22 protein-coding genes, 1 tRNA gene and 1 pseudogene are annotated in these 25,192 nt (G+C 71.2%); 10 read left to right on the top strand and 14 right to left on the bottom strand.

All coding sequences use genetic code 11. The features are described from left to right. Positions 1-237 precede the first annotated feature (237 nt). The 3 genes from A3CE_RS0120865 to A3CE_RS0120875 all read left to right on the top strand — a co-directional run bounded on the left by A3CE_RS0120865 (position 238) and on the right by A3CE_RS0120875 (position 3,764). Complete coding sequence (locus A3CE_RS0120865; RefSeq protein ID WP_026468695.1) at positions 238-2,418, top strand: transglycosylase domain-containing protein; 2,181 nt, start codon at positions 238-240, stop codon at positions 2,416-2,418. Between the two features lie 316 nt (positions 2,419-2,734). Continuing rightward, positions 2,735-3,661: a metallophosphoesterase gene (locus A3CE_RS0120870; protein WP_020642055.1), complete on the top strand. Its 927-nt coding sequence runs from the start codon at positions 2,735-2,737 to the stop codon at positions 3,659-3,661. 29 nt (positions 3,662-3,690) lie between these two features. Then, positions 3,691-3,764: transfer RNA gene (locus A3CE_RS0120875), tRNA-Pro, on the top strand. A gap of 41 nt (positions 3,765-3,805) precedes the next feature. Here the strand turns inward: A3CE_RS0120875 and A3CE_RS0120880 are convergent. Next, positions 3,806-4,576 carry a class I SAM-dependent methyltransferase gene (locus A3CE_RS0120880; protein WP_020642056.1) on the bottom strand — a complete coding sequence of 257 codons (771 nt, stop codon included), beginning with the start codon at positions 4,574-4,576 and terminating at the stop codon, positions 3,806-3,808. A gap of 39 nt (positions 4,577-4,615) precedes the next feature. Between A3CE_RS0120880 and A3CE_RS0120885 the strand changes: the two genes are divergently transcribed. Beyond that, the gene (locus A3CE_RS0120885) at positions 4,616-6,466 is read left to right on the top strand and encodes a prolyl oligopeptidase family serine peptidase (RefSeq protein ID WP_020642057.1); all 1,851 of its coding nucleotides are present in this window, start codon (positions 4,616-4,618) and stop codon (positions 6,464-6,466) included. Between the two features lie 64 nt (positions 6,467-6,530). Here A3CE_RS0120885 and A3CE_RS0120890 read toward each other — a convergent pair. The 5 genes and pseudogenes from A3CE_RS0120890 to A3CE_RS0120910 form a co-directional block, all read right to left on the bottom strand. Beyond that, a pseudogene (locus A3CE_RS0120890) lies at positions 6,531-6,719 on the bottom strand (tautomerase family protein); the annotation flags it as partial. 13 nt (positions 6,720-6,732) lie between these two features. Beyond that, a complete protein-coding gene (locus A3CE_RS0120895; RefSeq protein ID WP_020642059.1) occupies positions 6,733-7,764 on the bottom strand; it encodes a hypothetical protein in 1,032 nt (343 codons plus the stop codon). Continuing rightward, a complete protein-coding gene (locus A3CE_RS0120900; RefSeq protein WP_020642060.1) occupies positions 7,758-8,783 on the bottom strand; it encodes a GNAT family N-acetyltransferase in 1,026 nt (341 codons plus the stop codon). The genes A3CE_RS0120895 and A3CE_RS0120900 overlap by 7 nt, the downstream gene beginning before the upstream one ends. After that, positions 8,780-9,814: a hypothetical protein gene (locus A3CE_RS0120905; RefSeq protein ID WP_020642061.1), complete on the bottom strand. Its 1,035-nt coding sequence runs from the start codon at positions 9,812-9,814 to the stop codon at positions 8,780-8,782. The genes A3CE_RS0120900 and A3CE_RS0120905 overlap by 4 nt, the downstream gene beginning before the upstream one ends. Beyond that, entirely contained in the window at positions 9,811-10,536 is a 726-nt protein-coding gene (locus tag A3CE_RS0120910) for a hypothetical protein (RefSeq protein ID WP_026468696.1), read from the bottom strand. Before A3CE_RS0120910 ends, A3CE_RS0120905 begins: the two co-directional genes overlap by 4 nt. A 310-nt stretch (positions 10,537-10,846) precedes the next feature. Between A3CE_RS0120910 and A3CE_RS0120915 the strand changes: the two genes are divergently transcribed. The 5 genes from A3CE_RS0120915 to A3CE_RS0120935 are packed head-to-tail and all read left to right on the top strand — an operon-like array spanning position 10,847 to position 16,890. After that, positions 10,847-11,857: a glycosyltransferase family 2 protein gene (locus A3CE_RS0120915; RefSeq protein WP_020642063.1), complete on the top strand. Its 1,011-nt coding sequence runs from the start codon at positions 10,847-10,849 to the stop codon at positions 11,855-11,857. After that, on the top strand, positions 11,854-13,095 hold the full coding sequence (locus A3CE_RS0120920) for an ATP-grasp domain-containing protein (protein WP_026468697.1): 1,242 nt from the start codon (positions 11,854-11,856) through the stop codon (positions 13,093-13,095). Before A3CE_RS0120915 ends, A3CE_RS0120920 begins: the two co-directional genes overlap by 4 nt. Further along, on the top strand, positions 13,092-14,339 hold the full coding sequence (locus A3CE_RS0120925; RefSeq protein ID WP_020642065.1) for a hypothetical protein: 1,248 nt from the start codon (positions 13,092-13,094) through the stop codon (positions 14,337-14,339). Before A3CE_RS0120920 ends, A3CE_RS0120925 begins: the two co-directional genes overlap by 4 nt. Before the next feature lie 26 nt (positions 14,340-14,365). Next, positions 14,366-16,183, top strand: a complete 1,818-nt coding sequence (locus tag A3CE_RS0120930; protein WP_020642066.1) for a carbamoyltransferase family protein — start codon at positions 14,366-14,368, stop codon at positions 16,181-16,183. Beyond that, positions 16,180-16,890, top strand: a complete 711-nt coding sequence (locus A3CE_RS0120935) for a hypothetical protein (RefSeq protein ID WP_020642067.1) — start codon at positions 16,180-16,182, stop codon at positions 16,888-16,890. Before A3CE_RS0120930 ends, A3CE_RS0120935 begins: the two co-directional genes overlap by 4 nt. Here A3CE_RS0120935 and A3CE_RS0120940 read toward each other — a convergent pair. From A3CE_RS0120940 to A3CE_RS0120960, 5 genes are all read right to left on the bottom strand, one after another. Further along, a complete protein-coding gene (locus A3CE_RS0120940) occupies positions 16,856-17,482 on the bottom strand; it encodes a TIGR03085 family metal-binding protein (RefSeq protein WP_020642068.1) in 627 nt (208 codons plus the stop codon). The two genes, A3CE_RS0120935 and A3CE_RS0120940, sit on opposite strands and share 35 nt — an antisense overlap. Before the next feature lie 48 nt (positions 17,483-17,530). Further along, entirely contained in the window at positions 17,531-18,919 is a 1,389-nt protein-coding gene (gene gad, locus A3CE_RS0120945; RefSeq protein WP_026468698.1) for a glutamate decarboxylase, read from the bottom strand. A 73-nt stretch (positions 18,920-18,992) separates the two neighbouring features. Then, on the bottom strand, positions 18,993-19,469 hold the full coding sequence (locus A3CE_RS0120950) for a Dps family protein (protein ID WP_020642070.1): 477 nt from the start codon (positions 19,467-19,469) through the stop codon (positions 18,993-18,995). Positions 19,470-19,527: 58 nt separating this feature from the next. Continuing rightward, positions 19,528-19,950 carry an organic hydroperoxide resistance protein gene (locus A3CE_RS0120955; protein ID WP_020642071.1) on the bottom strand — a complete coding sequence of 141 codons (423 nt, stop codon included), beginning with the start codon at positions 19,948-19,950 and terminating at the stop codon, positions 19,528-19,530. A gap of 136 nt (positions 19,951-20,086) precedes the next feature. Next, positions 20,087-20,659 carry an NADPH-dependent FMN reductase gene (locus A3CE_RS0120960; protein ID WP_185839840.1) on the bottom strand — a complete coding sequence of 191 codons (573 nt, stop codon included), beginning with the start codon at positions 20,657-20,659 and terminating at the stop codon, positions 20,087-20,089. 127 nt (positions 20,660-20,786) lie between these two features. Between A3CE_RS0120960 and A3CE_RS0120965 the strand changes: the two genes are divergently transcribed. Continuing rightward, positions 20,787-21,839 (top strand): alpha/beta hydrolase, encoded by a 1,053-nt coding sequence (locus A3CE_RS0120965; RefSeq protein WP_020642073.1) that lies wholly within the window; start codon positions 20,787-20,789, stop codon positions 21,837-21,839. A gap of 155 nt (positions 21,840-21,994) precedes the next feature. Here A3CE_RS0120965 and A3CE_RS0120970 read toward each other — a convergent pair whose 3' ends face one another. The 3 genes from A3CE_RS0120970 to A3CE_RS0120980 all read right to left on the bottom strand — a co-directional run bounded on the left by A3CE_RS0120970 (position 21,995) and on the right by A3CE_RS0120980 (position 25,045). Then, a complete protein-coding gene (locus A3CE_RS0120970) occupies positions 21,995-22,519 on the bottom strand; it encodes a hypothetical protein (RefSeq protein WP_020642074.1) in 525 nt (174 codons plus the stop codon). Positions 22,520-22,920: 401 nt separating this feature from the next. Beyond that, on the bottom strand, positions 22,921-23,520 hold the full coding sequence (locus A3CE_RS0120975) for an acyl-CoA-like ligand-binding transcription factor (RefSeq protein WP_020642075.1): 600 nt from the start codon (positions 23,518-23,520) through the stop codon (positions 22,921-22,923). After that, on the bottom strand, positions 23,501-25,045 hold the full coding sequence (locus A3CE_RS0120980) for a DHA2 family efflux MFS transporter permease subunit (RefSeq protein WP_245589568.1): 1,545 nt from the start codon (positions 25,043-25,045) through the stop codon (positions 23,501-23,503). The genes A3CE_RS0120975 and A3CE_RS0120980 overlap by 20 nt, the downstream gene beginning before the upstream one ends. Between the last annotated feature and the right edge of the window lie 147 nt (positions 25,046-25,192).

Consider the following 25,192-nt stretch of genomic DNA (forward strand, 5'->3'; position numbering starts at 1 on the left):
CTCCCCGGTGCCGGTGCCGCCGTTCGGACCAAGCGGACTCCCACCCGCGTTGATCCATCCGACGGCTTGTCTTCGTGAGACGTTGACGGACTGTAGGGGCCTTCGGTTCCCCCCGCCAAGCCCAGAATGCCTTCCGTTACCAGTTGTCACCAAAGGGGGTCGGTTTTGTCACTGATCCCGCACCTGCGGGGACACGGCGTCACCGGCGCCCGGTTCACTCCGGGTAGCCTGGCCCTCGTGCGAAAAGCGGATGGTTTGTTCAAGCTCATCGGCCTCTGCCTGCTCGCGGGGGTGCTCGTCGCCGGCATGCTCTTCCCGGTCGTGGGGGCCGCCGGTGTCATGTCCAACCAGGCCAGCGAGACGGTGGAGAAGACGTCGTCCGACCTCGCCGACATCCCTCCGCCGCTGGTCACGACGGTCACCGACAACGCCGGCCAGCCGATCGCGACCCTCTACGACCAGTTCCGGCTGCCGATCAACGAGAACCAGATCAACGAGGCCATGAAGTGGGCCCTGGTCTCGGTCGAGGACAAGCGGTTCTACGAGCACCACGGCGTCGACTGGCAGGGCACGCTGCGCGCGGCCGTCAGCAACAGCACCGGAGCCGACACCCAGGGCGCCTCGTCGCTGACCCAGCAGCTCACCAAGAACTACCTGATCAACGTCGTCTACCGGAACGACCCGATCGGGCAGAAGAAGGCCCAGGAGCAGTCGATCTCCCGCAAGCTGAAGGAAGCGCGGATCGCGATCAACCTCGAGACGAAGCTGACCAAGCAGCAGATCCTGGCCAACTACCTCAACATCGTCGAGTTCTCCCGGCAGATCTTCGGCATCGGCGCGGCCGCGCACGCGTACTTCGACACGACCCCGGAGAAGCTCACCGTGCCGCAGGCCGCACTGCTGGCCGGCCTGGTGAACAACCCGATCAACAACGACCCGTGGAAGCACCCGGACAAGGCCACCGCGCGCCGCAACCTGGTGTTCGACCGGATGGTGGAGAACAAGAAGCTGGCCAAGGCCGACGCCGACCGCTTCAAGGGCGAGCCGCTGGGCGTCGTGGCGGACGGCCCGAAGAAGGGGGCGGCCAACTGCATCGGCGCGGGCGCCGAGGACGGGTTCTTCTGCCAGTACGTCGAGGACTACCTGATCAAGGCCGGGTTCACCAAGGACCAGCTCTACACCGGCGGCTACACGATCAAGACCACGCTCGACCAGCGCGCCAACCACGAGGCGAAGGCGTCGGCCGAGGCGCAGGTCGACAAGACCCAGCCGTACATCGCGAACACGTTGTCGCTGATCAAACCGGGCAAGCAGCGGCACGAGGTGGTCGCGCTGGCGGCGAACCGCGACTACGGCCAGAACCCGGACGCCGGCCAGACGACGTACACCCTGCCCGCCGGCGTCTACAACTCCGGCGGTGCCGGCTCGTCGTACAAGGTCTTCACCACCGCCGCGGCGATGGAGAAGGGGATCGTCGGGATCTACACGCCGGTCGACGTGCCGGAAAACTACGTGTCGCACGTGTTCACCGGTGGCGGCGACAGCTGCCCGCAGACCGGGCCACCGTTGCGCTCGCGCTGGTACTGCGTGGGCAACGCCGGTGACTACAGCCGGGTCGCCCAGGGCGCGAACATCCAGACCGCGCTCGCGACGTCGCCGAACACCACGTTCGTCGAGCTGGAGGATCGGCTCGGCAGCACGGCGCCGGCGATCGACATCGCCCGGCGGCTCGGGATGCGCGACACGATGGCGAGCACGATCGGCGGTGGCACGGCCGACCCGAAGTCCCAGGACGAGAAGAAGCGGCTCAGCCAGGCGCAGGTCTACGGGCCCAACGGCAACAACCCGGGCTACGGCGCGTTCACCCTCGGCTTCAGCCCGCTCAGCGGCTTGGAGCTGGGCAACGTCGGGGCGACCATCCTGTCCGGTGGCGTCTGGTGCCCGCCGACGCCGATCGGCGCGGTGACCGACCGGAACGGCAAGCCGGTGCCGGTCAAGGAAGCGCCGTGCGAACAGGCCGTGCCCGAGGGCCTGGCGAACACCCTGGCCGTCGGCATGTCGAAGGACGACCAGCCGGGCGGCACGTCGTTCAAGGCGGCCAGCGGGGCAGGCTGGAACCGGCCGAGCATCGGCAAGACGGGCACGACGCAGGCCAACGTCTCGGCGGCCTTCTTCGGCGGCACCCCGCAGCTGGCGGGGGCGGCGATGACGTTCAAGTTCGGCGGCGGCCGGGGCGGTATCTGCGATGGCGGCCCCGGGCAGGTCAGCCTCTGCGGCGGCGGCCGCGACGGCAACATCTTCGGTGGTCACGCGCCGGCCCGCACGTTCTTCGGCGCGATGAAGAACATCCTGGACGGCCAGCCGCCGGCGGACCTCCCGCAACCGGACCCGCAGTACATGGGCGGGGGCGCCCGCTAGCGCACCGTTCGAAGGCCCTCGCGCTCCGGCGCGGGGGCCTTCGGCGTGTCGGCGACGTTCGAGTCCGCGCCGCGGGGACGCGTCGCCGCAGGTGGCGTTTCCGTTGTACGCCTGGGAAATCGCGTCGTGCAGTTTCGTGTCGTGCGGCGACGCGGTCGTGCGGCTGGTCACCCGGGACATCCGGGCCGACGCAGATGCCAGGCGGCACGTTCCCGGAACGGGGGCGGAGTCACCCAACTGTTGAGCACGTATCCTGGGTTTCGTGAGCACGCTCAGTAACACAAGCACGTCGGGGGCGACCGCGAAGCGCCTCGCCGTGGGGACGCTGGCGCTCGGCGCCGCGACCCTCGGTTACGCCGTCGGCATCGAACGGCGCCACTGGACCCTCCGCACCGCACAACTCCCGGTGCTGGCACCCGGGTCGCGGCCGTTCACCATCCTGCACGTCTCGGACCTGCACATGCTGCCCGGCCACCGGAGCAAGCAGCGCTGGGTGGCCGCGCTCGACGAGCTGAACCCGGACCTCGTCGTCAACACCGGCGACAACCTGTCGCACCGGCAGGCCGTCCCGGCCGTGCTGCGCGCGCTGGGCCCGCTGCTCGACCGGCCCGGCGTGTTCGTCTTCGGCAGCAACGACTACTACGCGCCCAAGCCGAAGAACCCGGCCCGCTACCTGATGCCGCACGGCAAGAAGAAGCGCATCCACGGCGTCCAGCTGCCGTGGCGCGACCTGCGCGCGGCGTTCGTCGAGCACGGCTGGACCGACCTGACGCACGTCCGCCGCACGATCGACGTCGGCGGGCAGCCGGTGTTCGCGGCCGGCGTCGACGACCCCCACCTGCGCCGCGACCGCTACGCCGACATCGCGGGCCCGGCCGACAGCGCCGCCGCCGTCCGCCTCGGCGTCACGCACTCGCCCGAGCCGCGGGTGCTGGACACCTTCGCCACGGACGGTTACGACCTGGTGCTGGCCGGCCACACCCACGGCGGTCAGCTCCGCCTCCCGGGCTACGGCGCGCTCGTCACCAACTGTGAGCTGGACCGCAGCCGGGCCCGGGGCGCCTCCCGGTGGGGAGCGCACATGTGGCTGCACGTGTCGGCCGGGCTCGGGACTTCGCCGTGGGCGCCCGCGCGGTTCGCCTGTCCGCCCGAGGCCAGCCTGTTGACGCTGGTCCCGCGCGGATCGGGGTCCGACGAACCCCGTAAGTCGGCCCCCCGGAAAGCCCGCGACAGTGTCCGCTAGACTTCTCCACGACCCGTTAAGCAGTACCTCGGGGTGTGGCGCAGCTTGGTAGCGTGCCTCGTTCGGGTCGAGGAGGTCGTGGGTTCGAATCCCGCCACCCCGACGAGTAAGAGCCGGTGTCTTCGGACACCGGCTCTTCTGGTTTCAGCGGGTCGCCGTCACCTCGACCCAGCACTGGCTGAAATCACCGTCGCCGCCGCGGGTCCACACCAACGCCGACCGGGCCGCGCTCGCCAGCTGGTCGCGGTCGCGGCCGAACTCCGGGTCCGCGATCGCCTGGTCCAGGCGGGATTCCACGTACTTCGCCAGGTCCCGGTAGCTCATGTCCTCGCGGTAGCGGGCACGCGAAACCACCTCCGTGAAACCCGCCCGCGCGCACTCGTCCGCGATGTGACGGCCCGCGAACGGGTCGCCGCCCGCGCGACGGCGCAGCAGGTAGTGGCCACGCAGGGCCGCGTCGACGTTCGCCGTCTTCGGCCTCAGCCGCGCCTTGCTCCAGTCCGAAGTGGACAACGCCAGCCTGCCACCCGGCCGCAGGATCCGGCGCAGCTCCGCCAGTGCGTTCGCGGGACGGGAAAGGTGCTCGAACAACCCGTGGGAAAACGCCACGTCGACGCTCGCGTCGGCGAACGGCAGGTCGTACGCCGACGCCACCAGGAAGTCCACTGTGGACCTTCCGGCGCGGCGGGCGGCCGCGCGGGCCAGCGCCACCTGACCGGCGTCGAGGTCGACGCCCGCCACCCGCGACTCGGCGGCCAGGCCCAGGGTGATCGAGCCGGGACCGCAGCCCAGGTCGACCACCCACGTGCCCGGCCGGAACAGGGGCTGGGCGAACGTCGCGCGCTCCGCGGCCGTGCGCGCGGCCATCATCGAAACCGCGTCTCGCCCGTAGCCCGGCGCGTAACCCTCCAGCACCCCGCACACAGTACGGCCAGAAGGTGGCAGGATCGAGGGGTGAGCACGCAGTCAGCCAAGCAATATCCGCCCGCGGTGGTCCCGGACCGGCTGTTCGACGACGCCGAAGCCGAGAACCGCTGGCGCGCCCGCTTCCACGCCCCACGCATCTCCGTGCCCGAATGGGCCCGCGATGCCCCCGAAGCATGCGTCTACGCCTCCAACGCCAGCGGCGTCTGGGAGGTCTACGCCTGGAACCGCGCGACGGACGAGCACCGCCGCGTCACCGACCGGCCCAACGGCACCCTGCATGCCACGCCGTCGCCCGACGGCGAGTGGATCTGGTGGTTCGACGACACCGACGGCGACGAGTTCGGCTCCTGGGTCCGCGAGCCGTTCGCCGCGACCGAGGGCAGCGAGCCGGAGAAGGCCGTCCCGGACGTCCACGACGGCTACCAGGCCGGGCTCGAGATCGGCGCGAAGATCGTCGCGGTCGGCGTCTCTACCGACGACGGCAGCGAACTGTTCGCCCGCGTCGCGGGCGAGACGCACCGCTTCTACAGCCACCCGGACGACGCCGGCATCTCGTCGCTCTCCCGTGACGAAAGCCTGATCGCCATCTCGCACTCCGAGCACGGCGACTCGCGGCACCCCGCGCTGCGGGTGCTCGCGACCGACGGGTTCGAGACCGTCGCCGAGAAGTGGGACGGTGAGGGCAAGGGCCTCTCCGCACTCGAATTCTCCCCGCTGCCCGGCGACCAGCGGCTGCTGGTGCTGCACGAACGCCGCGGCCGCGAGGAGCTGCTCGTCTGGGACGTGCGGGCCGCCACCGAGACCGAAATCGAGCTGGACCTACCCGGCGAGGTCGTCGCGGGCTGGTACCCGGACGCGCGCGCCCTGCTGGTCGTCCACTTCCACGAGGGCCGCAGTTCGTTGTACCGCTACGATCTCGACACGGCCGAGCTGTCCTCTGTGGACACTCCGGCCGGGCGGATCGGCGGTGCCGGCGTCCGTCCCGACGGGACGGTCGAGTACTCCTGGTCCAGCGCCGCCGAGCCGGCCGCGGTCCGGGCGCGGACGACCGACGGCACCGACGCGATCCTGCTCGAGCCGCCGGGTGAGCGGGCGCCGGGGTCGGAGCCGGTGACCGACGCGTTCGTCGAAGGCGTCGGCGGGCGGATCCACGCGCTCGTCTCGCGGCCTTCGGGCGCGCCGGACGGCCCGCTGCCCACGGTGTTCTCCCTGCACGGCGGCCCGCACGCGGCGGACGAGGACCGCTTCTCCGCCTACCGCGCGACCTGGCTCGACGCGGGGTTCGCCGTGGTCGAGGTCAACTACCGCGGCTCGACCGGCTACGGCTCGGCCTGGCGCGACGCCATCGAGGGCCGTCCCGGCCTGACCGAGCTGGAGGACGCCGCCGCCGTCCACGACTGGGCCGTCCAGAGTGGACTGAGCGACCCCGCGAAGTGCGTCGTGAACGGCGCTTCCTGGGGCGGCTACCTGTCTCTGCTCGCGCTCGGCACGCAGCCGTCGCGGTGGGCGGCGGGCGTCGCCGGGGTGCCGGTGGCGGACTACGTCGCCGCGTACGAGGACGAGATGGAGCAGCTGCGCTCGTTCGACCGCGGGATCTTCGGCGGCTCGCCGGAGGACGTGCCCGCGGTGTACCGGGAATGCTCGCCGATCACCTACGTCGACGCGGTCAAGGCGCCGGTGCTCGTGCTGGCCGGCGACAACGACCCGCGCTGCCCGATCCGGCAGATCGAGAACTACCTCGACCGCCTCGGCGGCCGTGACCTGCACCACGAGTTCTACCGCTACGACGCCGGCCACGGCTCGCTGGTGATCGCCGAGACGATCAAGCAGACGTCGATCGAGGTCCACTTCGCGCTCCGGGCCCTCGGCCTGCGCTGACCCGCCAAGTCCGTGAAGGCCACCTTCAGGAACTCTATGTTCCTGAAGGTGGCCTTCACGGACTTCAGCGCTCGGAGTGCAGGACGCCTCCCGTGGCCCAGTGGTCCGCGCCGACCTCGACGAGCGTCACCTGGACGCCTTCCGGCTTGCCGCCGCAGGTGCGGACGAACGCGTCAGTCAGTTCCCGGACCAGGGCGCTCTTCTGGGCGGGCGTTCGGCCGGGGAACATGGCAACGCTGATCATCGGCATGGCGGGGCTCCTGCTGCTAGGCGTGACGCCGCGAAGCTAGCACCGGGACGGCCGCCGCGTACTGCGGGACGAGCCGCGCGCCGAGTGTCGCCTTCAGCTCGGCCATGCCCTTGCCGAACAGCACCGACGGCCGGCCGTTCGCCAGCGCCCACCGCACCGCTTCGCCGTAGAAGTGGAAGTAGAGGTTGGGCCGCCCGCCGTCCTCGCGTTCCACCGCGCCCCAGTGCCGGGCGATCGGGAGCCCGGGGTGGTCGAACAGGCTCCCCACCGCCAGCAGCCTGCCGGTGGCGGTGTCGTGGTACTCGACCACCGAGACGTCCGGCTGCCGCAGCAGGGCCGTCAGGTAGCCGACGAAGTGCGGCAGCGCGACGATCGGCACGTCACGGTGCTTGCGTTCGTTGTGCCGCAGGACCTCCGCGACGGCGACCGGATCGGCCTCCTTGCCCGGGACGAGCCGCACCGCGATCGACGGGTCGGCGTCGACGGTGCGGAAGATCTTGCGCAGGTTCTGCTTCCGCTTCCTGGCCAGTGACTGCATCCAGTCGTCGCGGGAGGCGAACCGGGCGACGTCGAGCACGGCGACGTCCTCGGTGCGCCGGACCAGCCGCACCCGGCCGCCCGCCGCCGCCGGCTCGCCGAGCTGGCGGACCAGCATCGCGCGGAACCCGGGCCCGAGCTCGGCCCGCATCGCCGGGACGTACGTCTCGAGCAGGCGGCTCAACCCGCCGTCGGCACCGGCGTCCGCGAACCACCAGCCGGGCAGGGAACTGACGCCGGGCGCCCGGACGACCAGCCCGCCGAGCCGCCCGCGGCCCGTGCCCGCGAACCGGTACCGGCGGGTCCGGCCGGTCACCCACGCGGCGCCGACCACGCCCCGCGGTTCGCCGCCGTCCCGGAACACGGTGACCGGCTGCGGGGTCCGCGCGGCCCACGCCTGGGTGGCGAGGACCTCCCAGCTCCAGTCGGCCCGGAGCCCGGCCCGCTCCCGCAACGCCGTCCAGTACGCCGGTTCCGCGTCGTGGCGCGGGTCGAGGACGTCGATCACCACCGCGTCACCGGCCTCGGCACGACCACGCCGCGCAGCGGGCTCGGCGTGAACCCCAGTGACTCCTTGAGCGGGACGACTCCACCGCCCAGCGACAGGAACTTCCGGTTGTGCTCGATCATGTGCCGCACCCCGCCCGCGATGATGCCGAAGTAGAGGTGCTTCGGCCGTCCCTCGGCGAGTGGCCGCGCGGCCCAGTGCTGCTGCAGCGGCATCACGGGGTGGTCCAGCAGGTTGGTGAAAGCCAGCAGCCGCCCCCGATCGTCGTGGTAGGTCGTGGTGACGACGTCCGGGCGGCGGACGAGCTCGCCGAGGTAAGCGGCGGTGACGGGCCCGCGTGGGTCGAACTTCAGCGGCCCCTTGGCTTCGCGGTGGGCGCGCAGCATCGCCGCCAGCTCGGCCGGGTCGAGGTCGTCGCGGGCGGGGCCGGTGCGGACCACCACGCCGGGGTCGGCGGCGATCTTGCGGAGCTGGCCGCGCAGGCTCGACCGCCGTTTCCTGCTCAGGGACGCGAGCCAGTCGTCGAGTTCGGTGAAGGTGTTCTCCAGCACCAGGTCCGGCTGGACCTCGCGGACCTGCCTGCCCCGCCCGGACACCAGGCCGACGACGTCCGGGGCGATCCCGCGGTACACGACGCCGAGGCAGCCCGGCCCGGTGAACCGGCAGACCGCCCGTTCGAACCGCCGCAGGATTTCGCGGCACGCGGCCGCGTCCAGCTCTTCGGCGAACAGCCAAGCGGGGTGACACGGCGCCCAGGCGTGCCGCACTTCCAGCCAGCGTGGCCCCCACCGGGCCGGCCCACGCCACCGGCCGGGACCGCACAGCATCGCGAGCACCGCGCCGACCAGGGTGTCCCCTTCGGTGACCACCGTCAGCAGGTCCGGGCTGCGGGAGCGTTCCGACTCCGTGCGCAGGAGGCCGTAGTCCCAGGTCAGCGGGGCCTGCTGCGCCCGCAGGAACGCGGCCCAGCCGGCGGGCTCGGGATCCGTGCGCGGATCGAGCACCCGGACGGTCCAGGTCATCGGCCCAGCACCGGTCGCGGCACCGCGGCCGTGTAGATGGTGCGGGTCCGGAAGCCCAGCTGCTCCTTGAGCTCGACCATGCCACGCCCGGCGGACAGCTCCTTCGCCCCGCGCTCGGTGAGCAACCGCACCGCGAGGACGTAGGAGTCGAAGTACAGGCCCTGCGGACCGCGCTCGTCCAGCGGCAGCGCCGCCCAGTGCTGCATGGTCGGGCTGTCCGGGTGGTCGAGCAGCGTGTTCACCGCGAGCAGCCTGCCTTCGGCACTGGTGTAAGTCAGCGTGTGCACGTCCGGCCGCAGGAGGAACCGGTGCAGAAAACCCGCCGACGGCAGCGTGCGCGTGTCCATCTTCAGCGCTCCGTAGCGCGCGCGGTGCTCCCGGATGAGCCCGGCGACGACGGCGCTGTCGACGTCGTCGCGGCCCGGGCCGCTTCGCACCACCAGGTCCGGGTTCTCCTCGATCCGCCGGCGGCGGCGCCGCAGCGCGGACCGCCGGGCGCTCGGGAGCGAGGCGAACCAGTCCTCTTCGGACTCGAACCGGTTCTCCAGCACGGTCGTCGGGTCCACGCGCTTGACCACGCGGCCGCGGCCGCCGATCCCGGTGGCCAGGTCCTCGCCGATCGAGCGGTAGACCACGCCGAGCAGGCCCGGCCCGAGGTGGCGGCCCAGCTGCCGTTCGAACTCCCGCACCAGCGCGTGGCGGCCGGAAAAGCCCGGGGCGAACACGATCCCGGGGAACCCGCTCAGCCACGGCTGGTACACCTCGGCCCAGAACGGCCCGAGCGGCCGCCGCCGTCCCGGCACGGGCGCGAACCGCGGCGACAACCGGGGACGGCAGAGCATGACGGACAGGCCGGCGACGAGCTCGTCGCCCTCGGCCGCGACGACCAGCAGCTGCGGGTTGCGGGCGCCCCAGGCTTCGAGGCCCATCACCTCGTAGTCCCACACCGGGTGCAGCCGCGCGTCGCGGGAGAACCCGGCCCAGCCGGCGGGTGCCGGATCCACGCGGGGATCGTGGAACTCGAACTTCATGTCAGGACGACCGGGGTGCCGTGCCGCGGGCAGGACGCGATTTCGCCGTGGACGCCGCCGGCCGGGATGACGTCCACGAACCGCGGGGAATCCTGGCGCAGCAACGTGAACGCGAGCCCGCCGGACGTCCGCCGCGCGTAGACGTGCGGCCAGTCGAGGTGCCACCGGCCGCAGTTGCCCAGCGCGCCGAGGTAGCCGAGCGCGGGGTCGTGGAGCACGCCGTACGGACCGGCGTCCACTGAGTCCAGTTCGCGGTGCGGCACGGCTTCGACGCGGTGCGCGAGGTCGTCGGGCACCGCGGCGGTGAACGTGGTGAGTGCCTTGTCGTCGCCGACCGCGAGCACCCGGTGGCCTCGCCGCAGGACGGCCGTCACCTCGCCGAGCACCGCCGCGGACGGCGTGTCCGGGTCGGTGACACAGCCGTGCACGCCCTTCGGCAGGTCGGCCGGCGGGCGCAGACCGTCCGGTCCGAGAAGGACGACGAGGCTGTCGCGCCCGGGCACCCGGGCCGTGCGCAGCACCCGCCCGAGCCCGCGGCCGGGCTCGGTCCGCTGGGTGCCGCCCGCCAGCGGGACCAGGTCGACGACCTGGCGCAGGGCCTCGGCGAGCGGGGCCGCGCCGCCGTCGGTCCCGGTGCGGCCGGGCACCAGGACCGGATCTTCACGACCGTCGAGCGCCCAGCGCTCGCGGTAGAACGGCACCGTGGCGAACGCCGACCGCACCGCGCGCAAATAGGCGGCGCGCCAAAGCACCGCCACCCCCGGATTCCCCATGGCGCAGCAGTCTGTGTCACCCGGCCCGGCTTGGGAAGCGGTCCCGAGGAAGAACACGCCGAATGCCGTAGCAACCCGACCTCCTCCCTGGGCTGAAAGGACGAATTCCGGTCTTTGCCGTCCCCAAACCAAAGGTTTTCTGCTTATAACTCGCACGTCGCACAGCTTTATCGGATCCAGGTGGGGGATTCATGAGGAGTAATACCACGGTCGGTGACCGTGCGGACACAAGACCGCGTCCACGGCCTTGGTCCACCCGATGACCAGTACTTTCCCCGGACCCGGCCAAGGTGGACTCAGCGTAGTCATTCCGTGCTTCAACGAAGTCGACAACGTCGAACCGTCCTATCGGGAAATTATCAACGAACTAGGTCACTACTCGCTTGAACTGTTTTACGTCGATGACGGGAGCAGCGACGGAACACTCGAGAAGATCACTGCCCTCGCCGCGGCCGACCCGCGCGTGCGGTATGTGTCCTTTTCGCGCAACTTCGGTTTCGAGGCCGCGTTCTCGGCCGGCTACCGGTACGCGACGAAGCCGTGGATCCTGCACATCGACGCCGACCAGCAGTTCCCCGCCGCGGAGGCGGAGAAGCTGATCGCGGCCGCCGCACACGGCCACGACGCGGTCTTCGGCGTCCGCACGAACCGCCAGGATCCGCGGCTGCGGCGGTGGGGCACCGCCGCGTTCCACTTCCTCGGCCGCCGCGTGCTGCGCATCGAGATCCCGCAGGGCGCCACGGCGTTCCGGCTGGTCCGCGCCGAACTGGCCCGCAAGATCGTCGACCTGAAGCTCGGCACGCCGTACTTCCTGGCCACGGTCCCGCGGCTGACCAGCCGGTACACCTGCGTCCCGGTCGCACACCGGGCTCGCGAGCGCGGCGAGTCCAAAGTGGGCATGGGCTTCCTGACCTCGCACGCCATCGAGCTGTTCGTCGGCTTCACCCGCAGGCTGACGACGGCGGCGTCCGCGACGGCCCTGTTCGCCGCCGGCCTCGGCGTCCTGGCGGCCGGCACGGCGGCGTTCGGGCTGCTCGGGGCGAGCGCCTCGGCCGCGGTGCTGTTCGCGCTGCTCTCCGTGCTGCTGCTGGTCCTCTCCCTGACCGTGCGCTACCTCGTCGTGGTCGGCGCCGGGCAGCCGAGGCCGCGCCAGTTCTACGTCCGGGAAGCGAACGTCGTCGTCGACGCCGAAGACCGGCTCTTCACGGCCGAGGACCAGGGGGGTCCGCGGCTCATCGATGTCCATCTGGGGAAAGGCGTTTCAGCGTGACGAGTTCCAAAAAGGACCCGACGAGAACCCTGGTGATCCTGGGGGGCGCGGACGGTTCGGTCAGCACCTACGAGCGGGCGAGGGAGCTGGGGTTCCGCACGATCTGCGTCGACGTCCGGCCCGGCGCGCCCGCGGTGGCCTGTGCGGACGAGTTCCTGCAGGTCAGCGTCCGCGCGCCGGAGCAGATCGCGGCGGCGCTCGACGGGCGCCGCGACCTGGCCGGCGTGCTGTGCCCGGCCAGCGACGTCGGGTTGCCGACGCTGGCCTGGCTGACCCGGCACTGGGGCATGCCGGATCCGCTGCCGGAGTACGCGGTGAAGGCGTCGACCGACAAGTCCGTGTTCCGCGCGCTGTGTGACCACCTCGGACTGCCGAGCTACCGCAGTGTCGGCGGCCGGCCGGGGCCGGAACTGGTGGCCGCCGCCCAGCAGCTGCGCTTCCCCACGCTGGTCAAGCCGGTCGACTCGTCCGGCAGCCGGGGTGTCGTCTCGTGCTCCGGCCCCGGCCGGCTGACCGCGGCGTTCACCGAGTCCCTCGCGTTCTCGCCCTCGGGCCGCCTGGTGGTGGAAGAACACCTCGACGGCGCGCACTTCACCATCGAGGCACTGGTCGTCGACGGCCGGATCGTCTTCCACGCCGTCACCGACCGCACGCTGACGCCGCCGCCGTTCTTCGTGACGTCGTCGCACCTGCTGCCCGGCGAGCTGCCGGCGGACGTCGAGCTGCAGCTGATCGAAGCGCTCGACCTGATCTGCACCGAGCTCGGCTACCGCACCGGCCCGCTCACCCTGGACGCCGTCCTCGGCCGGGACGGGCGGCTCTACCTCATCGAGATGGGTGCCCGGATGGGCGGCAACGGCCTGGCGGAGGCGATCGAGCACTGCTACGGCGCCGACCTGATCGCCGCCGGGATCGCGGCCGCCACCGGCGGCGAGGTGCGGCTGGACCTGCACGAGCCGAAGCCGACCCTGGTGCACATTCTCGCCTCCGACCGCGGCGGCCACCTGTCCCGTGTGGACGGTGTCGACGACGTGCGCTCGCTGCCCGGCCTGGTCGGGCTGCACCTGTTCGCCGAGGAGGGTTCCTTCGTCCGGCCCTACGAGCAGGCCGGCTACAAGCTGGGTTACGTCGTGCTCACCGCCGATTCGGTGCCCGAGCTGCTCGCCGTGGAGAACGCCGTGCGCGGCACGCTGAAGTTCCTGCTCCACGAGCAGGACATGGCGGTACCCCTGCCGTGACCGTGCCGTCCACCGCGCCGGCGGTCGCGGCCTCGCCGCGGCCGGCGGTCGTGCTCCGGCTGCTCGCCGGCCGGGGCGCGTTCCGGTTGTCGGTCCAGCTGATGGGGCTGGTCCTGATCACGGCGTGGGGTGCCCACGACTACGGGCGGTTCGCCAACGCGCTCGGCCTGATGGGCTGGCTGAACTTCGTGCCGTCCGCGGTGGAGAAGTCCGCGCTGAAGTGCCTGCCGCGGCTGCGGCTGACCCGGGACGCCGTCGCGGCGCTCGCGGTCCGGCTCGCCGCGGCGCCGGTGCTCGCGGTGCTGGCCGCGATGGTCGTCGCGCTGGTGGCGGCCCCGCGGTCGGACGCGGCGCTCTACCTGACGGCGGCGGCCTGGTCGATCTGCGGCGGACTGCTGATGACCGTGTCCGGGCTGCACCGGTTGCGCGAAAAGTCCACTTTGGACGCTCTCGCGTTCACCGCAGGCGCGGTCGTGGTCGGCATCGCCACCTGCGTGACGTGGGCGGTGCGCTGGTCCCCCGAGACGCACCTGGTGCTGCTGCTCGGCGGGCTCCTCGTGCTCCTCGGCGCTTCGGTGGCCCTGCTGCCGAGACCGTGGCTGCGCGGCGGCGGGGTCCCCGGGCACCGGTTGCTGCCCGCGTTCGGGCGCAGCACCGTCCTGCTCGGCGCCACCGAGCTGCTCGACGTGATCTCGACATCGGTGGTGTTCGCCGTGCTCGCGCTGTCCGGGCGGACCACCGACAGCGGCCCGTTCTACCTGGCACTGCTCGTTTCCAGCGCGTTCTGCTCGCTGCTGTTCTACCAGCTCAGGCTGCACCAGCCGGCGGCGTCGCGGCGGATGCGCGGCACCGGCGCGGCCGCCGGGCGCGCGCGGGCGGCGGACCTGCTGCGGTTCGTCGAACGGGCCGGGATCGTGTTCGTGGTGCTGCTGGGCGCCGGTCTCGCCGTGCCCGGTACCCGGACGTTGCTCACCGCCGAAGACGCCTACCTCGCCCTCGGGGTGCTCGTGCTCGTCGAAACGACGTTGTACGCGATCGGCCTGTACGCGGGCTTCCTCATCGAAAACACCAACAGCAAGGTGCTGACGCTGACGTCGGGCACCGCCGTCGTGTCACTGGCCGCCACCGTCGTGGCCGCGGTGCTGCTCGTCCCCCCGCTCGGCCCGGTGGGCGGCTTCGCCGCGCTCGTCTTCGCCATCGCGGTCAAGGCGGCAGTCCTGCGACGCCTGCTCCGCCGCCACTGAAGTTTGACTCACCGGGAGAGAAAGTCATGTACGTACTGGGCATCAGCAGGGTCCACGACTCGGCGGCGGCACTCGTGCGCGACGGCGAGATCGTCGCGTTCGCCGAAGAGGAACGCTTCACGCGCGTGAAGCACGACGGCGGCTTCCCCGCCGAAGCCATCAAGTTCTGCCTGGAGCGCGGCGGGATCACCCTGGCCGACGTCGACCACGTCGCCTACTACTGGCAGCGCTGGAAGGAAGGGATCCACGCGGCCAAGGTGTTCGCGCGGTACTTCCCCGGCACCCTGGACGTCTTCCGCAACGCCAACGGCGACGAGGGCGGCAAGTCCGCGGGGATGCTGGACACCTTCAAGACCGGCGGCGGCACGGGCAGCGACGACTACCACGTCGGCGGCGCGGTGCTCGCGCACCTCAAGCGGTCCTACACGCTGGAGAAGGACGTCAAGGAAGCCGCCGGCTGGACCGGCCCGACGAAGTTCAAGACGCACCTGGTCGACCACCACCGCGCGCACGCGGCCAGCGGGTACTTCATCTCGCCGTGGGACGAGTCGGCCGTGCTCACCTTCGACGGCATCGGCAGCGACGGCACGGCGACCTACCTCGCGCACGGCCGCGGCGACAAGATCGTCGACCTGCGGCGGATCAAGTTCCCGCACTCGCTCGGCGCGATGTACGCCGGCGTCACCGGCTACCTCGGCTTCTACCCGACCCGCGACGAGGGCAAGATCATGGGCCTCGCGCCGTTCGGCGAGGACACCTACGTCGACGCGTTCAAGCAGCTGATCCACCTGAACGACGACGGCGGCTTCGAACTCGACCTGAGCTGGTTCGGCCACCACCGCACCGGCAAGCACGTGATGTCCGCGAAGTTCACCGACACCTTCGGCCCGGCGCGGCCGAAGACCCGCGTCACGGCGGAGAACCCGGTGCCGCAGCACTACCGCGACATCGCCTACGCGCTGCAGGTGACGCTCGAGGAGGCGGGTCTGCACCTGGCGCGGTGGCTGCAGCGCGAGACCGGCTCGAAGCGGCTTTGCGTGGCCGGCGGTGTCGCGCTGAACAGCGTGATGAACGGCCGGATCCTGCTGGAGACGCCGTTCGAGGACTTCTTCGCCCAGCCCGCGGCCGCCGACGACGGCTGCGCGCTCGGTGCCGCGCTCGAGGTGTCGGTCGGCAAGTACGGCAGGCCGCGGCCGCGGGACGGCTACACCTACACCGGCCCGGACTACACCGAAGCCGAGATGGAGCAGGCGCTGCAGGACGCCGGCGTCGAGTACACGCGCGTCGAGGACATCGCCGCGCACACCGCGGCGAAGGTGGCCGAGGGGCGGATCGTCGGCTGGGTGCAGGGCCGGATGGAATGCGGCCCGCGGGCGCTGGGGAACCGGTCGCTGGTCGCCGACCCGCGCGACCCGGAGTCGAAGACGCGGATGAACGAGAAGGTCAAGCACCGCGAGGCGTTCCGGCCGTTCGCGCCGTCGTGCCTGGTGGAGCGCGCGGGCGAGTACTTCGTCAGCGACTACCCGTCGCCGGTGATGCTGCTGGTGTTCGACGTGCTGCCGCACAAGCGCGACGAGGTCCCGGCGATCACCCACGTCGACGGCACCGCGCGCGTGCAGACGGTGAGCGAGGAGGACAATCCGCTGTACTGGCGGATGATCAGCGAGTTCGACCGGCTCACCGGCGTGCCGATGGTCGTCAACACGTCGTTCAACGACAACAACGAGCCGATCGTCGCGAGCCCGCAGGACGCCATCGCCTGCTACCTGAAGACCGACGTCGACGCGCTGGCCCTCGGCCCGTTCTGGGCGGAGAAGCCGCGGCTGGAGGAAGACACCGAATGACGACGACGTCCGCTCCCGCGCCGGTCACCCCGCGCGGGAGCTGGGTGGGGGCCCTGTACCGGCAGCGGCGGTGGCTGTGGCTGGTTGCGGCCGTGCCGGCCGTGGTGACCGCTCTGCTGATCATGGTGGTCCTGCCGCCGGACCAGACGCTGGACAGCATCGGCGAATGGGCGTTCAAGCTGTGCCCGTTCGTCTTCTCGGTGCTCACGGTGTCGCTGTTCCCGCGCGGCCGGTTCGGTCCCGCGTTGATCGTGTTCGCCGTTTTCGTCTACATGTCCTATTTGGACACGGAACTGGTGCTGCGGATCCAGGACTTCGCGCGGTCTCCCGACGACTTCCAGCCGGTGTACCAGTTCGAGCTGTTCGTCACGACGTTCATCGTGCTGTTCGCGCTGCTGGCCTACCGCCTCGGCGGCGGCCGCACGGCCAACGTGCTCAAGACCGGCGTCGCGGCGATCCTCGTGGTCATCTCGGGCGTCAACGACCTGACGTTCTGGCTGCTCAACGACGTCTGGTCGGCGGGCGCGAAGCCGGCCGAGCTGAAGTGGGCGTCGCACATGATCGTGTTCCTCGGCGGGCCGCCGAGCGTGCCGGCCGCGGTGGTGTTCATGGCGGTGCACCTGGTGCTGGCCGCGGTCGTCGTCGCGCTGCCGGTCGGCCGGTGGGTTTCGGTCAGAGTCCCCGGTTCACCGACTGCAGCTTCGTGACGGCGGTCGCGTCGCCTTCGAACTCGAGGCGGACGGCGTCGCGGCCGAAGACGAACAGCAGCAGGTCCACCGGCTCGCCGACGATCGTGACCGGGTCGGGCCCGGTCTTGACCGCGGCCTCTTGACCGGTCTTGGTCCGGAGGGTGACGCCGACCGGCGCCTTGCGCAGGTTGAGCTTGGCGGCCTGCTTGACCGACTTCCAGGCGGCGGCGTCCCGGGTCGGGTCGGCGGCCCGCGGCTGCCAGTCCGGCTGCGCGCGCCGGACGTCTTCGTGGTGCACGAGGAACTCGGCGGCGTTGGTCAGCTCGTCGAGCGGGCCGATCGCGGTCGGCCAGAACTTCGACGGCCCGGTCCGCACCTGCTCGACCAGGCTCGCCCACGGCTTGGCGGCGTAGCGGTCCTGGACCTTCCGGGTGTACCCGGCGAGCGCGGGCACGAGGATCCCCGGCGCGGCGTCCGGCCGGTGCTCGCGCACGACGAGGTGAGCGGCGAGATCCCGCGTGGTCCAGCCCTCGCACAACGTCGGCGCGTCGGGCCCGAGGTCATCGAAAAGCGCGCTCAGCGCCCGGCGTTCGTCAGCAGCGACACCCATGAGGACGACGTTACCCGGCGGTAGACCCCGCTGGCGACGAGATGTGAGCTAGTGGTGGAACGCCGTCACCTTCGAAGTGTCCTTCGGACGGCCGCCGAGCTGCTCCAGTTCCGGGAGCACCCGGGCCAGGTCCGCCAGCAGGAGGTCCGCGAGGTCGTGGGTGAAGCCGTTGCGGACCACGATCCGCAGCACCGCCAGATCGGCCCGGTTCTCCGGGAACGTGTACGCGGGCACCAGCCAGCCCCGCTCGCGCAGGCGCCGGGACACGTCGAAGACGTCGAAACCCGCGTCGGCGCGGGTCGTGAACGCGAACACCGGCAGCTGGTCACCGCTCGTCAGCAGCGAGAACGGCCCCAGCGCCGCGATCCCGGCCGAAAGGTGCGTCGCGACGTCGCGCGAGGCCTGCTGCACCGCGCGGAATCCCTCCCGGCCGAGGCGCACGAACGTGTAGTACTGGGCCGCGACCTCGGCGCCCGGGCGGGAGAAGTTCAACGCGAACGTCGGCATGTCGCCGCCGAGGTAGTTGACGTTGAACACCAGCTCGGACGGCAGCGCCGCCTTGTCGCGCCAGATCACCCAGCCCACGCCCGGGTACACGAGCCCGTACTTGTGGCCCGACGTGTTGATCGACGCCACACGCGGCAGCCGGAAGTCCCACACCAGCCCGGGGTCGAGGAACGGCGCGATCATCGCGCCCGAAGCGCCGTCGACGTGCACCGGGATGTCCCAGCCCGTCCGCTTCTCCAGCTCGTCGAGCGCGGCCGCGATCTCCGCGACCGGCTCGTAGCTGCCGTCGAACGTCGAGCCGAGGACCGCGACCACGCCGATGGTGTTCTCGTCGCAGCGCGCGACGGCTTCGTCTGCGGTGAGGTGGAAGCGGTCACCGTCCATCGGCACCAGCCGCGGCTCGACCTCCCAGTACTCGCAGAACTTCTCCCAGCACACCTGGACGTTCGCGCCCATCACGAGGTTCGGCTTCCCGGGGCGCCCGAGCCTGGCCCAGCGCCGCTTCAGCGCCATCCCGGCGAGCATGCAGGCCTCCGACGAGCCCGTCGTCGAACAGCCCATGATGTCACTGGGGTCGGGCGCGTTCCACAGGTCGGCGAGGATGTTCACGCAGCGCCGTTCCAGCTCGGCCGTCTGCGGGTATTCGTCCTTGTCGATCATGTTCTTGTCGACGCACTCCGCCATCAGCTCCCGCGCCTGCGGCTCCATCCACGTGGTGACGAAGGTGGCGAGGTTGAGCCGCGCGTTGCCGTCGAGCATCAGCTCGTCGCGCACCAGCTGCAGGGCGGTGTCCGGCGGGAGCGAGTCGTCGCGCAGCTTGTCGTGCGGCATGACGAAATGCGCCGCGAGCGCCGGGTTCGCCCCGGCGTACAACGGATTCGTCCCGGGCGCACGGTGCGGGCGGTCGGCTTTCCCCTGATGCAGGACCATGCCACCGAACGTACTGCGCCTGCCGACGCGAAAGGGGCCGTTCCGTCCGGAACGGCCCCTTTGGTGCGAAAAATCAGGCCTGCTGGGCCTGCCACATCCAGTGCGCCTCTTCCAGCGCCCGGGTGATCTCGATCAGCAGGTCCTGCGTGACCAGGTCGCTCTTGTCGGTCTCGTCGATGCGCCGGCGAAGCCGCTCGATGAGCGTCGCGAGGATGTCGACGATCGCGGCGACCGTGGACTCGACCGACTGCCAGTTGTCCGGGTACTCGGGCACGCCCGAGCTCTCGACGACGGTCTTCGCCTTGCCGTTCGGCGAGACGCCGATCGCGTTCGCCCGCTCGGCGACCTCGTCGACGTACTGGCGCGCGGTGGTGACCAGCTCGTCGAGCTGCAGGTGCGCGCTGCGGAAGTTCGCACCGACGACGTTCCAGTGCGCCTGCTTGGCGATGAGGGAGAGGTCGACCAGGTCGACCAGCGTCGCCTGGAGGGCGTTGCCGGTGATCTCCTTGTCGGCCTCGGACAGCGGGCTCTTGATCGGAGACTTGCTCATCTGGACTGATCCTTTCCTCAGTACTGGCTCGGAACTGGCTCGGACCTGGCGCGGCGGGTCAGACGGTGGCGGAGAGCGCGACCTCGATGTTCCCGCGGGTCGCGTTCGAGTACGGGCAAACCTGGTGGGCCTGCTCGACCAGCTGGTCGGCCTGGGCCTGCTCGAGGCCCGGCAGGGAGACGTTCAGCGCGACGCCGAGGCCGAACCCGACCTCCTGCTTGAGCACGCTGACCTCCGCGGTCACGGTCGAGCCGTTCAGCGACACCTTCGCCTGGCGGGCGACCAGCTGCAGCGCGCTGTGGAAGCAGGCCGAGTAACCGGCGGCGAAAAGCTGCTCGGGATTGGTCTTGTCGCCACCCGGGCCGCCCATTTCCTTCGGGATGGCCAGCGACTCGTCGATGACGCCGTCGGAGGACGTCACTTCGCCGTTGCGGCCGTCGCCGCGTGCCGTCGCCACCGCGGTGTAAAGCGCCTGACCCATGCTCAGCCTGCCTTCTGTCCCGGACGCCCCACTGCGGGCGCCTCTCGTCGAGCACAACATCCCGCACCCGCGGAATGGTGCCCCCACATGGCAGGCATCACGTGAATCGCGTACCCGGCGGCCACCGGGCGAAACGTCATGCGGCGCGCGTCACCGCGAATTCGGCGACCTGCCGCCCGATCAGGCGAAGGGTGCGGACGGTCTTCTCGTCCGACGCGCCGCCGGCTTCGTCGAACTTGGTCTCGGCCGAGTTGATGGAACCGCCGAGCGGGGTCGCCCAGCCGCGCAGCGCGTGCGTGATCGTGCGCAGCTGTTCGAGCGTGGTGACCGCGGCCTGCCAGCCGTACGCGACGGCGGCGAGGCCGACCGCGCGGCCGTCGAGGTAGGGGCGCCGGTCCTCGCGGAGGTCTTCGACGTAGTCCAGGGCGTTCTTGACCAGGCCGGACAGCGCGCCGTGGTAGCCGGGCGAGACGACGATGAGCCCGTCCGCCTGCCGGATGGCCTCGACGAGCCGCGTCGCGCGCTCGTCGCGCTCGGGCACGCCGGCGTCGTAGAACGGCAGCACCAGCTCCGGGCCGGTGAGCAGCCGGGTCCGGACACCGGTTTCGGCCGCGCCGCCGAGCGCGATCTGCAGCGCGCGCTCGGACTGCGAGCCCTCGCGCAGAGAGCCGCCGATCCCGAGCACGTTCACCGTCCTGGCTGAAGTCACATTTTCCAGGCTAACCCCTCCACTTAACTGGAGGACCAGACTCTGGGACCGAGGTGCCGGTCACAGCTGGACCTGTTACCTACTGGCAAGTAACGTCCTGAGCGGCCCCGACGCTCCAGGAGGAACCATGGCGATCCCGCTCACGACCCGTGTCCGGGCGGCCGCGTCACAGCTCTCGTTCTGGCTGCCCACGCCGGTGCGGCGCGCGGTCGCGGGCCGGCCGGTCCGCATCGACGGCCAGGACCTCGCGCTCGACGCCCAGCTGCTGCTCCGGCTCCAGAAGATCGCCCGCGCCGAGCTGGTCCGCGGCTCGGTCGAGCGGTCACGCGCCCTGCTCGACCAGGGCAGGCACCTGGTCGGCGGCAAGCCGATCGAGCCGGTCTCGGTGCGGGAGATCGCCGTGCCGACCCCCGATGGCGACTTGCCGGCGACGCTGTACACGCCGGTGGGACTGCCCGAGCAATCGCCGCTGCTGGTGTTCTTCCACGGCGGTGGCTGGGTGATCGGCACCCGCTCGAGCCACGACAACGCCGCCCGGTACCTGGCGAAGCACGCCGGGGTGCGGGTGCTGTCGATCGAGTACCGGCTGGCCCCGGAGTTTCCGTTCCCGGCGGCGACGGAAGACGCGCTGGCGGCGTTCGAATACGCGGTGGCGAAGGCGAGTGACCTCGGTGCCGACCCGGCCCGGATCGCCGTCGGCGGCGACAGCGCGGGTGGCAACCTCGCCGCCGTGACGGCCCAGCAGGCCGTGCGGCGCGGCGGCCCGGCCCCGGCGTTCCAGCTGCTGATCTATCCGGCGACGGACTTCGCTCAGCGCTACCGCTCGCAGGACCTGTTCGCCGAGGACCTGTTCCTGACCGACGTGCACATGAAGTGGTTCGAGGGCCACTACGTGCCGGAAGGCACCGACCTGACCGACCCGCGGCTGTCACCGCTGCACGCGGACGACCTGAGCGGCCTGCCACCCGCCCTGATCGTCACGGCCGGGTTCGACCCGTTGCGCGACGAAGGCGAGGCGTACGCGCAGAAGCTGCGCGAAGCGGGCGTCGACGTCGCCCTCCGCCGCCACGACGACCTGATCCACGGCTTCATCAACTTCACCGGCGTCGGCACCCGGTTCCGCGAAGCGCTGGCCGAGACGGCGGGCGCGCTGCGGCAGGGTCTGTCCAAACGGGACTGACACCGCTTCCGGACGTCGTGAACGACTCTTTCCTGACGTCGGACGAGGTGAACGAGTCGTTCACGACCTCCGGAACCGGACGAACCCGGAGCCCGGCGCGGAGAAATGTCCGCGGCCGGGCTCCGGGCCCCCCTGTTTTCAGTGGTTACGACGGGCTACGTCCCTGGCACCGGCAACGGTGGCAGCGGCAACGGCGGCACCGGCAGAGCACCGAGCAGACCGCCAAGGATGCCGGTGAGGGCACCCAGCAGGGCCTTGAGGAGGTCGCTGACGATCTTCAGCGGACCGGGCAGGTCCGGGATCGGCGGCAGCGGCAACGGCGGCAGCTGGCGCGGCTTCGCCGTCGGGTTGGCCAGCAGCCGGGCGGACTCGTCGGCCCGGCCCTTGGCCAGGCCGGCCAGCTGCTCGGTGTCGGTCTGGACCGTGTAGCGCTTCCCGGCCGCGATGTCCGCGAGGACCGGGCTCAGCTGACCCAGGTCGGTGCGCGTCGCCCCGACGTTGCTCGCGTAGGCCACCTTGGTCAGGTCGTCACGCATCTGGAGCACCTGTGCGGCGAGGGCCTGGGTGCTGGAGGACCCCTTGCCCCCGCCGGGGCTCGCCGAAGCGATCCCCGCCGTCGCGACCGCCAGCAGACTGCCGGCGGCTACCAGGGCGATGGATCGCCCGAACTTGCCTTTCATTCCTTACCTCCTGGCCTCGGGAGACCTGACGAGGTAATCGATACCCGCCGTGTCGGAGATAAGCCACCCGATCACCGGTTAGGGACGTTTTCTAACCCTTACGTGCCGGATGCGAATAAAGCGAACTGGCCCGCAATTGATTAACGGCGGAGCCTTGCCCGTCCCCCTGAAGATCATCATGACCGATTCGGACCATCACTGCTGGTAACGTCGGTCCACTATGGAACGACTTGGTAACTCACACGAGTGTAAACGGTGATCATTTAGCTTCATCACTCCGTCGGACCGCGTGTCACGACTGCTCCAGATGGGGCGTCCCCCACGCTCGCATCGCCACCCACACGGTTCCCCCGAGGTGGACGCACGAATGCGAAATCAATTCCGGAATCCACGGCTGCCGGTCACAGCGGCAGGCCCGCCTCCAGGTGCGCGAGCGCCCGGTCGAAGATCACCAGCGTGTCGGCGTCGGGATCCGCCGCGGCCCCCAGGAAGGCGGCCATGATCACGCCGACCACCGCACCCGCCCAGTTGCGGACCTCGAAGTCGTCCACGGCCCGGCCGGTGCGCTGCGCGGCCAGCCCGGCCAGCAGGTCGATGCCCTCGGCGAACTGGTCCATGATCGCGCTGCGCAGTTCGGGCTCCCGGAACACCAGCATCTGCCGCTGGCGTTCCCGCTCCCAGTCTTCGCCGGAGACGACCTCGCGGATGACGCTCGCGGTCGCCCGCAGCGCGGCGGCCGGGCTGAGCTCGGCCGGCTGGGCCATCGCGGCCGCGATGAGCACCGGGTCGAAGGGGTCGTAGAGGACCGTCGCCTCCTTCGTCGGGAAATACCGGAAGAAGGTGCTGGGCGAGATCTCCGCCGCCGCCGCGATCTGGTCCACCGTCGTGGCGCTGTAGCCCTGCTCCTGGAACAGCCGCAACGCGTGCCGCTGGATCGCGGCACGCGTCCGGGCCTTCTTCCGTTCGCGCAGTCCCTGCGGCTCAGATGGCGACGACGTCATGCTCCGATTCTCGCGGCTGCGCTCCGGCGGGGTCCCGCCCGGGCGGGAACTCCGCCGCGCTCAAGAACAACAGCGCCAGCGCCGCGGCGGCCACGCCGAGGCCGGCGCACACCCACAGCGTCGCGGCCATGCCGTCGGTGAACGCGGCCCGCGCGGAACCGGCCAGTGCCGGCAGGTGCAGCTTCGCCGCGACGTCGACCGCGGCGGACGCGCTGCCGCGTACCGCGTCGGCCACCGGCGCGGGCAGGCCGTCGACGGCGACGCCGTCGCGGTAGACGCCGTTCAGCACGGTGCCCAGCACCGCGACGCCGATGGTGCCGCCGACCTGGCGCAGCACCTGGATCAGCGCCGAACCGGCCCCCGACCGGCCCTCGGTGAGCGCACCCATCGCCATCGTCATCAGCGGCGGCAGGGTGCACCCGGTGCCGAGGCCGACGACGGTCTCCCAGCCGGCGGTGGCGCCGTAGCCGTCCGACGGCGAAGTCGCCGAACCCCAGGCCAGCCCGGCCGCGAGCAGCACGAACCCGCCGGTGACGACCCACCGCACGCCGAGCACCGCGACCAGCCGTTCGGCGATCTTCGCCGCCACCAGCATCCCGCCGATCAGCGGCAGCAACCGCACGCCGGTCTGCAGCGCGTCGGCGCCCTGGACCGCCTGGAACAGCTGCGGGAGCACGAACAACAGGCCCATCAGCGCGAAGGACGCCATCGTGGCCAGCACCGCGCCCCAGACGAACCGCGGTTCGCGGAACAACGCGAGGTCGGTGAGCGGCGCGGCCACCCGCGTCTGCGTCCGGCAGAACACCGCCACGAGCGCGGCGCCCAGCGCGATCAGGCCGTACGTCACCGGGTCGGCCCAGCTGTGCTCGCCGGCGTTGACGAAGCCGTAGGTGAGCGCGACCAGCCCGGCCGCCGAGAGCGCGATGCCGGTGAAGTCGATCCCGCCCTGGCCGGAGCCCCGGGTCAGCGGCACGAGGAACAGCACCGCGGCCACGCCGACCACGGTCAGCGGGACGTTGACGAGGAACACCGAGCCCCACGCGAAGTGGTCCAGCAGCCAGCCGCCGAGCAGCGGGCCGAGCGGGATGCCGAGGAACATCGCCATCACCCACGTCGTCAGCGCCTTCGCCCGTTCCTCCGGCGGGAACAGGATGTTCAGCAGCGAAAGCGACAGCGGGATGAGGAACGCGGCACCGACGCCGAGTACGACCCGCGCGGCGATGAGCTCCCCCGGCGAACCGGCGTAAGCGCAGCCCAGCGAGGCCAGCCCGAACACCACGAGGGCGCCGAGCAGCAGCTTCTTCGGGCCGAACCGGTCGCCGAGCAGGCCGGCCGGCAGCAGCAGGGCGGCCAGCGCCAGCGTGTAGGCGTTCCCGAACCACTGCAGCTGCGTGGTCGTGGCACCGAGGTCGACGGCCAGCGTCGGCACGGCGACGTTGAGCACGGTCAGGTCGAGGCCGACGGTCAGCAGGCTCACCGCGAGCGCGCCGAGTGCCCACCACCGGCGGGGATGAGGTTGAGTCATAGCGACCCCCAATTGATAGCAACTACCAAATGAGAGTAACTCTCAAAATCTCCCGGCGCCAGGGGCTGAGCACGGAAACATGTTGCACGCGCGTACCAACTTGGGTTCTCATCGAGGGCGTGTCGCTGCAGCCGTACCGCCGGGTCC

Source organism: Amycolatopsis balhimycina FH 1894, from assembly GCF_000384295.1.
Classification (GTDB): Bacteria; Actinomycetota; Actinomycetes; order Mycobacteriales; family Pseudonocardiaceae; genus Amycolatopsis; species Amycolatopsis balhimycina.

Excerpts from the sequence above, each read along its gene's own strand:
- A3CE_RS0120930 (WP_020642066.1), top strand. The coding sequence starts at position 14,366 with ATGTACGTACTGGGCATCAGCAGGGTCCACGACTCGGCGGCGGCACTC.
- A3CE_RS0120915 (WP_020642063.1), top strand. The coding sequence starts at position 10,847 with ATGACCAGTACTTTCCCCGGACCCGGCCAAGGTGGACTCAGCGTAGTC.
- A3CE_RS0120955 (WP_020642071.1), bottom strand. The coding sequence starts at position 19,950 with ATGGGTCAGGCGCTTTACACCGCGGTGGCGACGGCACGCGGCGACGGC.
- A3CE_RS0120950 (WP_020642070.1), bottom strand. The coding sequence starts at position 19,469 with ATGAGCAAGTCTCCGATCAAGAGCCCGCTGTCCGAGGCCGACAAGGAG.
- A3CE_RS0120940 (WP_020642068.1), bottom strand. The coding sequence starts at position 17,482 with ATGGGTGTCGCTGCTGACGAACGCCGGGCGCTGAGCGCGCTTTTCGAT.
- A3CE_RS0120935 (WP_020642067.1), top strand. The coding sequence starts at position 16,180 with ATGACGACGACGTCCGCTCCCGCGCCGGTCACCCCGCGCGGGAGCTGG.
- A3CE_RS0120975 (WP_020642075.1), bottom strand. The coding sequence starts at position 23,520 with ATGACGTCGTCGCCATCTGAGCCGCAGGGACTGCGCGAACGGAAGAAG.
- gad (WP_026468698.1), bottom strand. The coding sequence starts at position 18,919 with ATGGTCCTGCATCAGGGGAAAGCCGACCGCCCGCACCGTGCGCCCGGG.
- A3CE_RS0120965 (WP_020642073.1), top strand. The coding sequence starts at position 20,787 with ATGGCGATCCCGCTCACGACCCGTGTCCGGGCGGCCGCGTCACAGCTC.
- A3CE_RS0120900 (WP_020642060.1), bottom strand. The coding sequence starts at position 8,783 with ATGACCTGGACCGTCCGGGTGCTCGATCCGCGCACGGATCCCGAGCCC.
- A3CE_RS0120980 (WP_245589568.1), bottom strand. The coding sequence starts at position 25,045 with ATGACTCAACCTCATCCCCGCCGGTGGTGGGCACTCGGCGCGCTCGCG.
- A3CE_RS0120905 (WP_020642061.1), bottom strand. The coding sequence starts at position 9,814 with ATGAAGTTCGAGTTCCACGATCCCCGCGTGGATCCGGCACCCGCCGGC.
- A3CE_RS0120970 (WP_020642074.1), bottom strand. The coding sequence starts at position 22,519 with ATGAAAGGCAAGTTCGGGCGATCCATCGCCCTGGTAGCCGCCGGCAGT.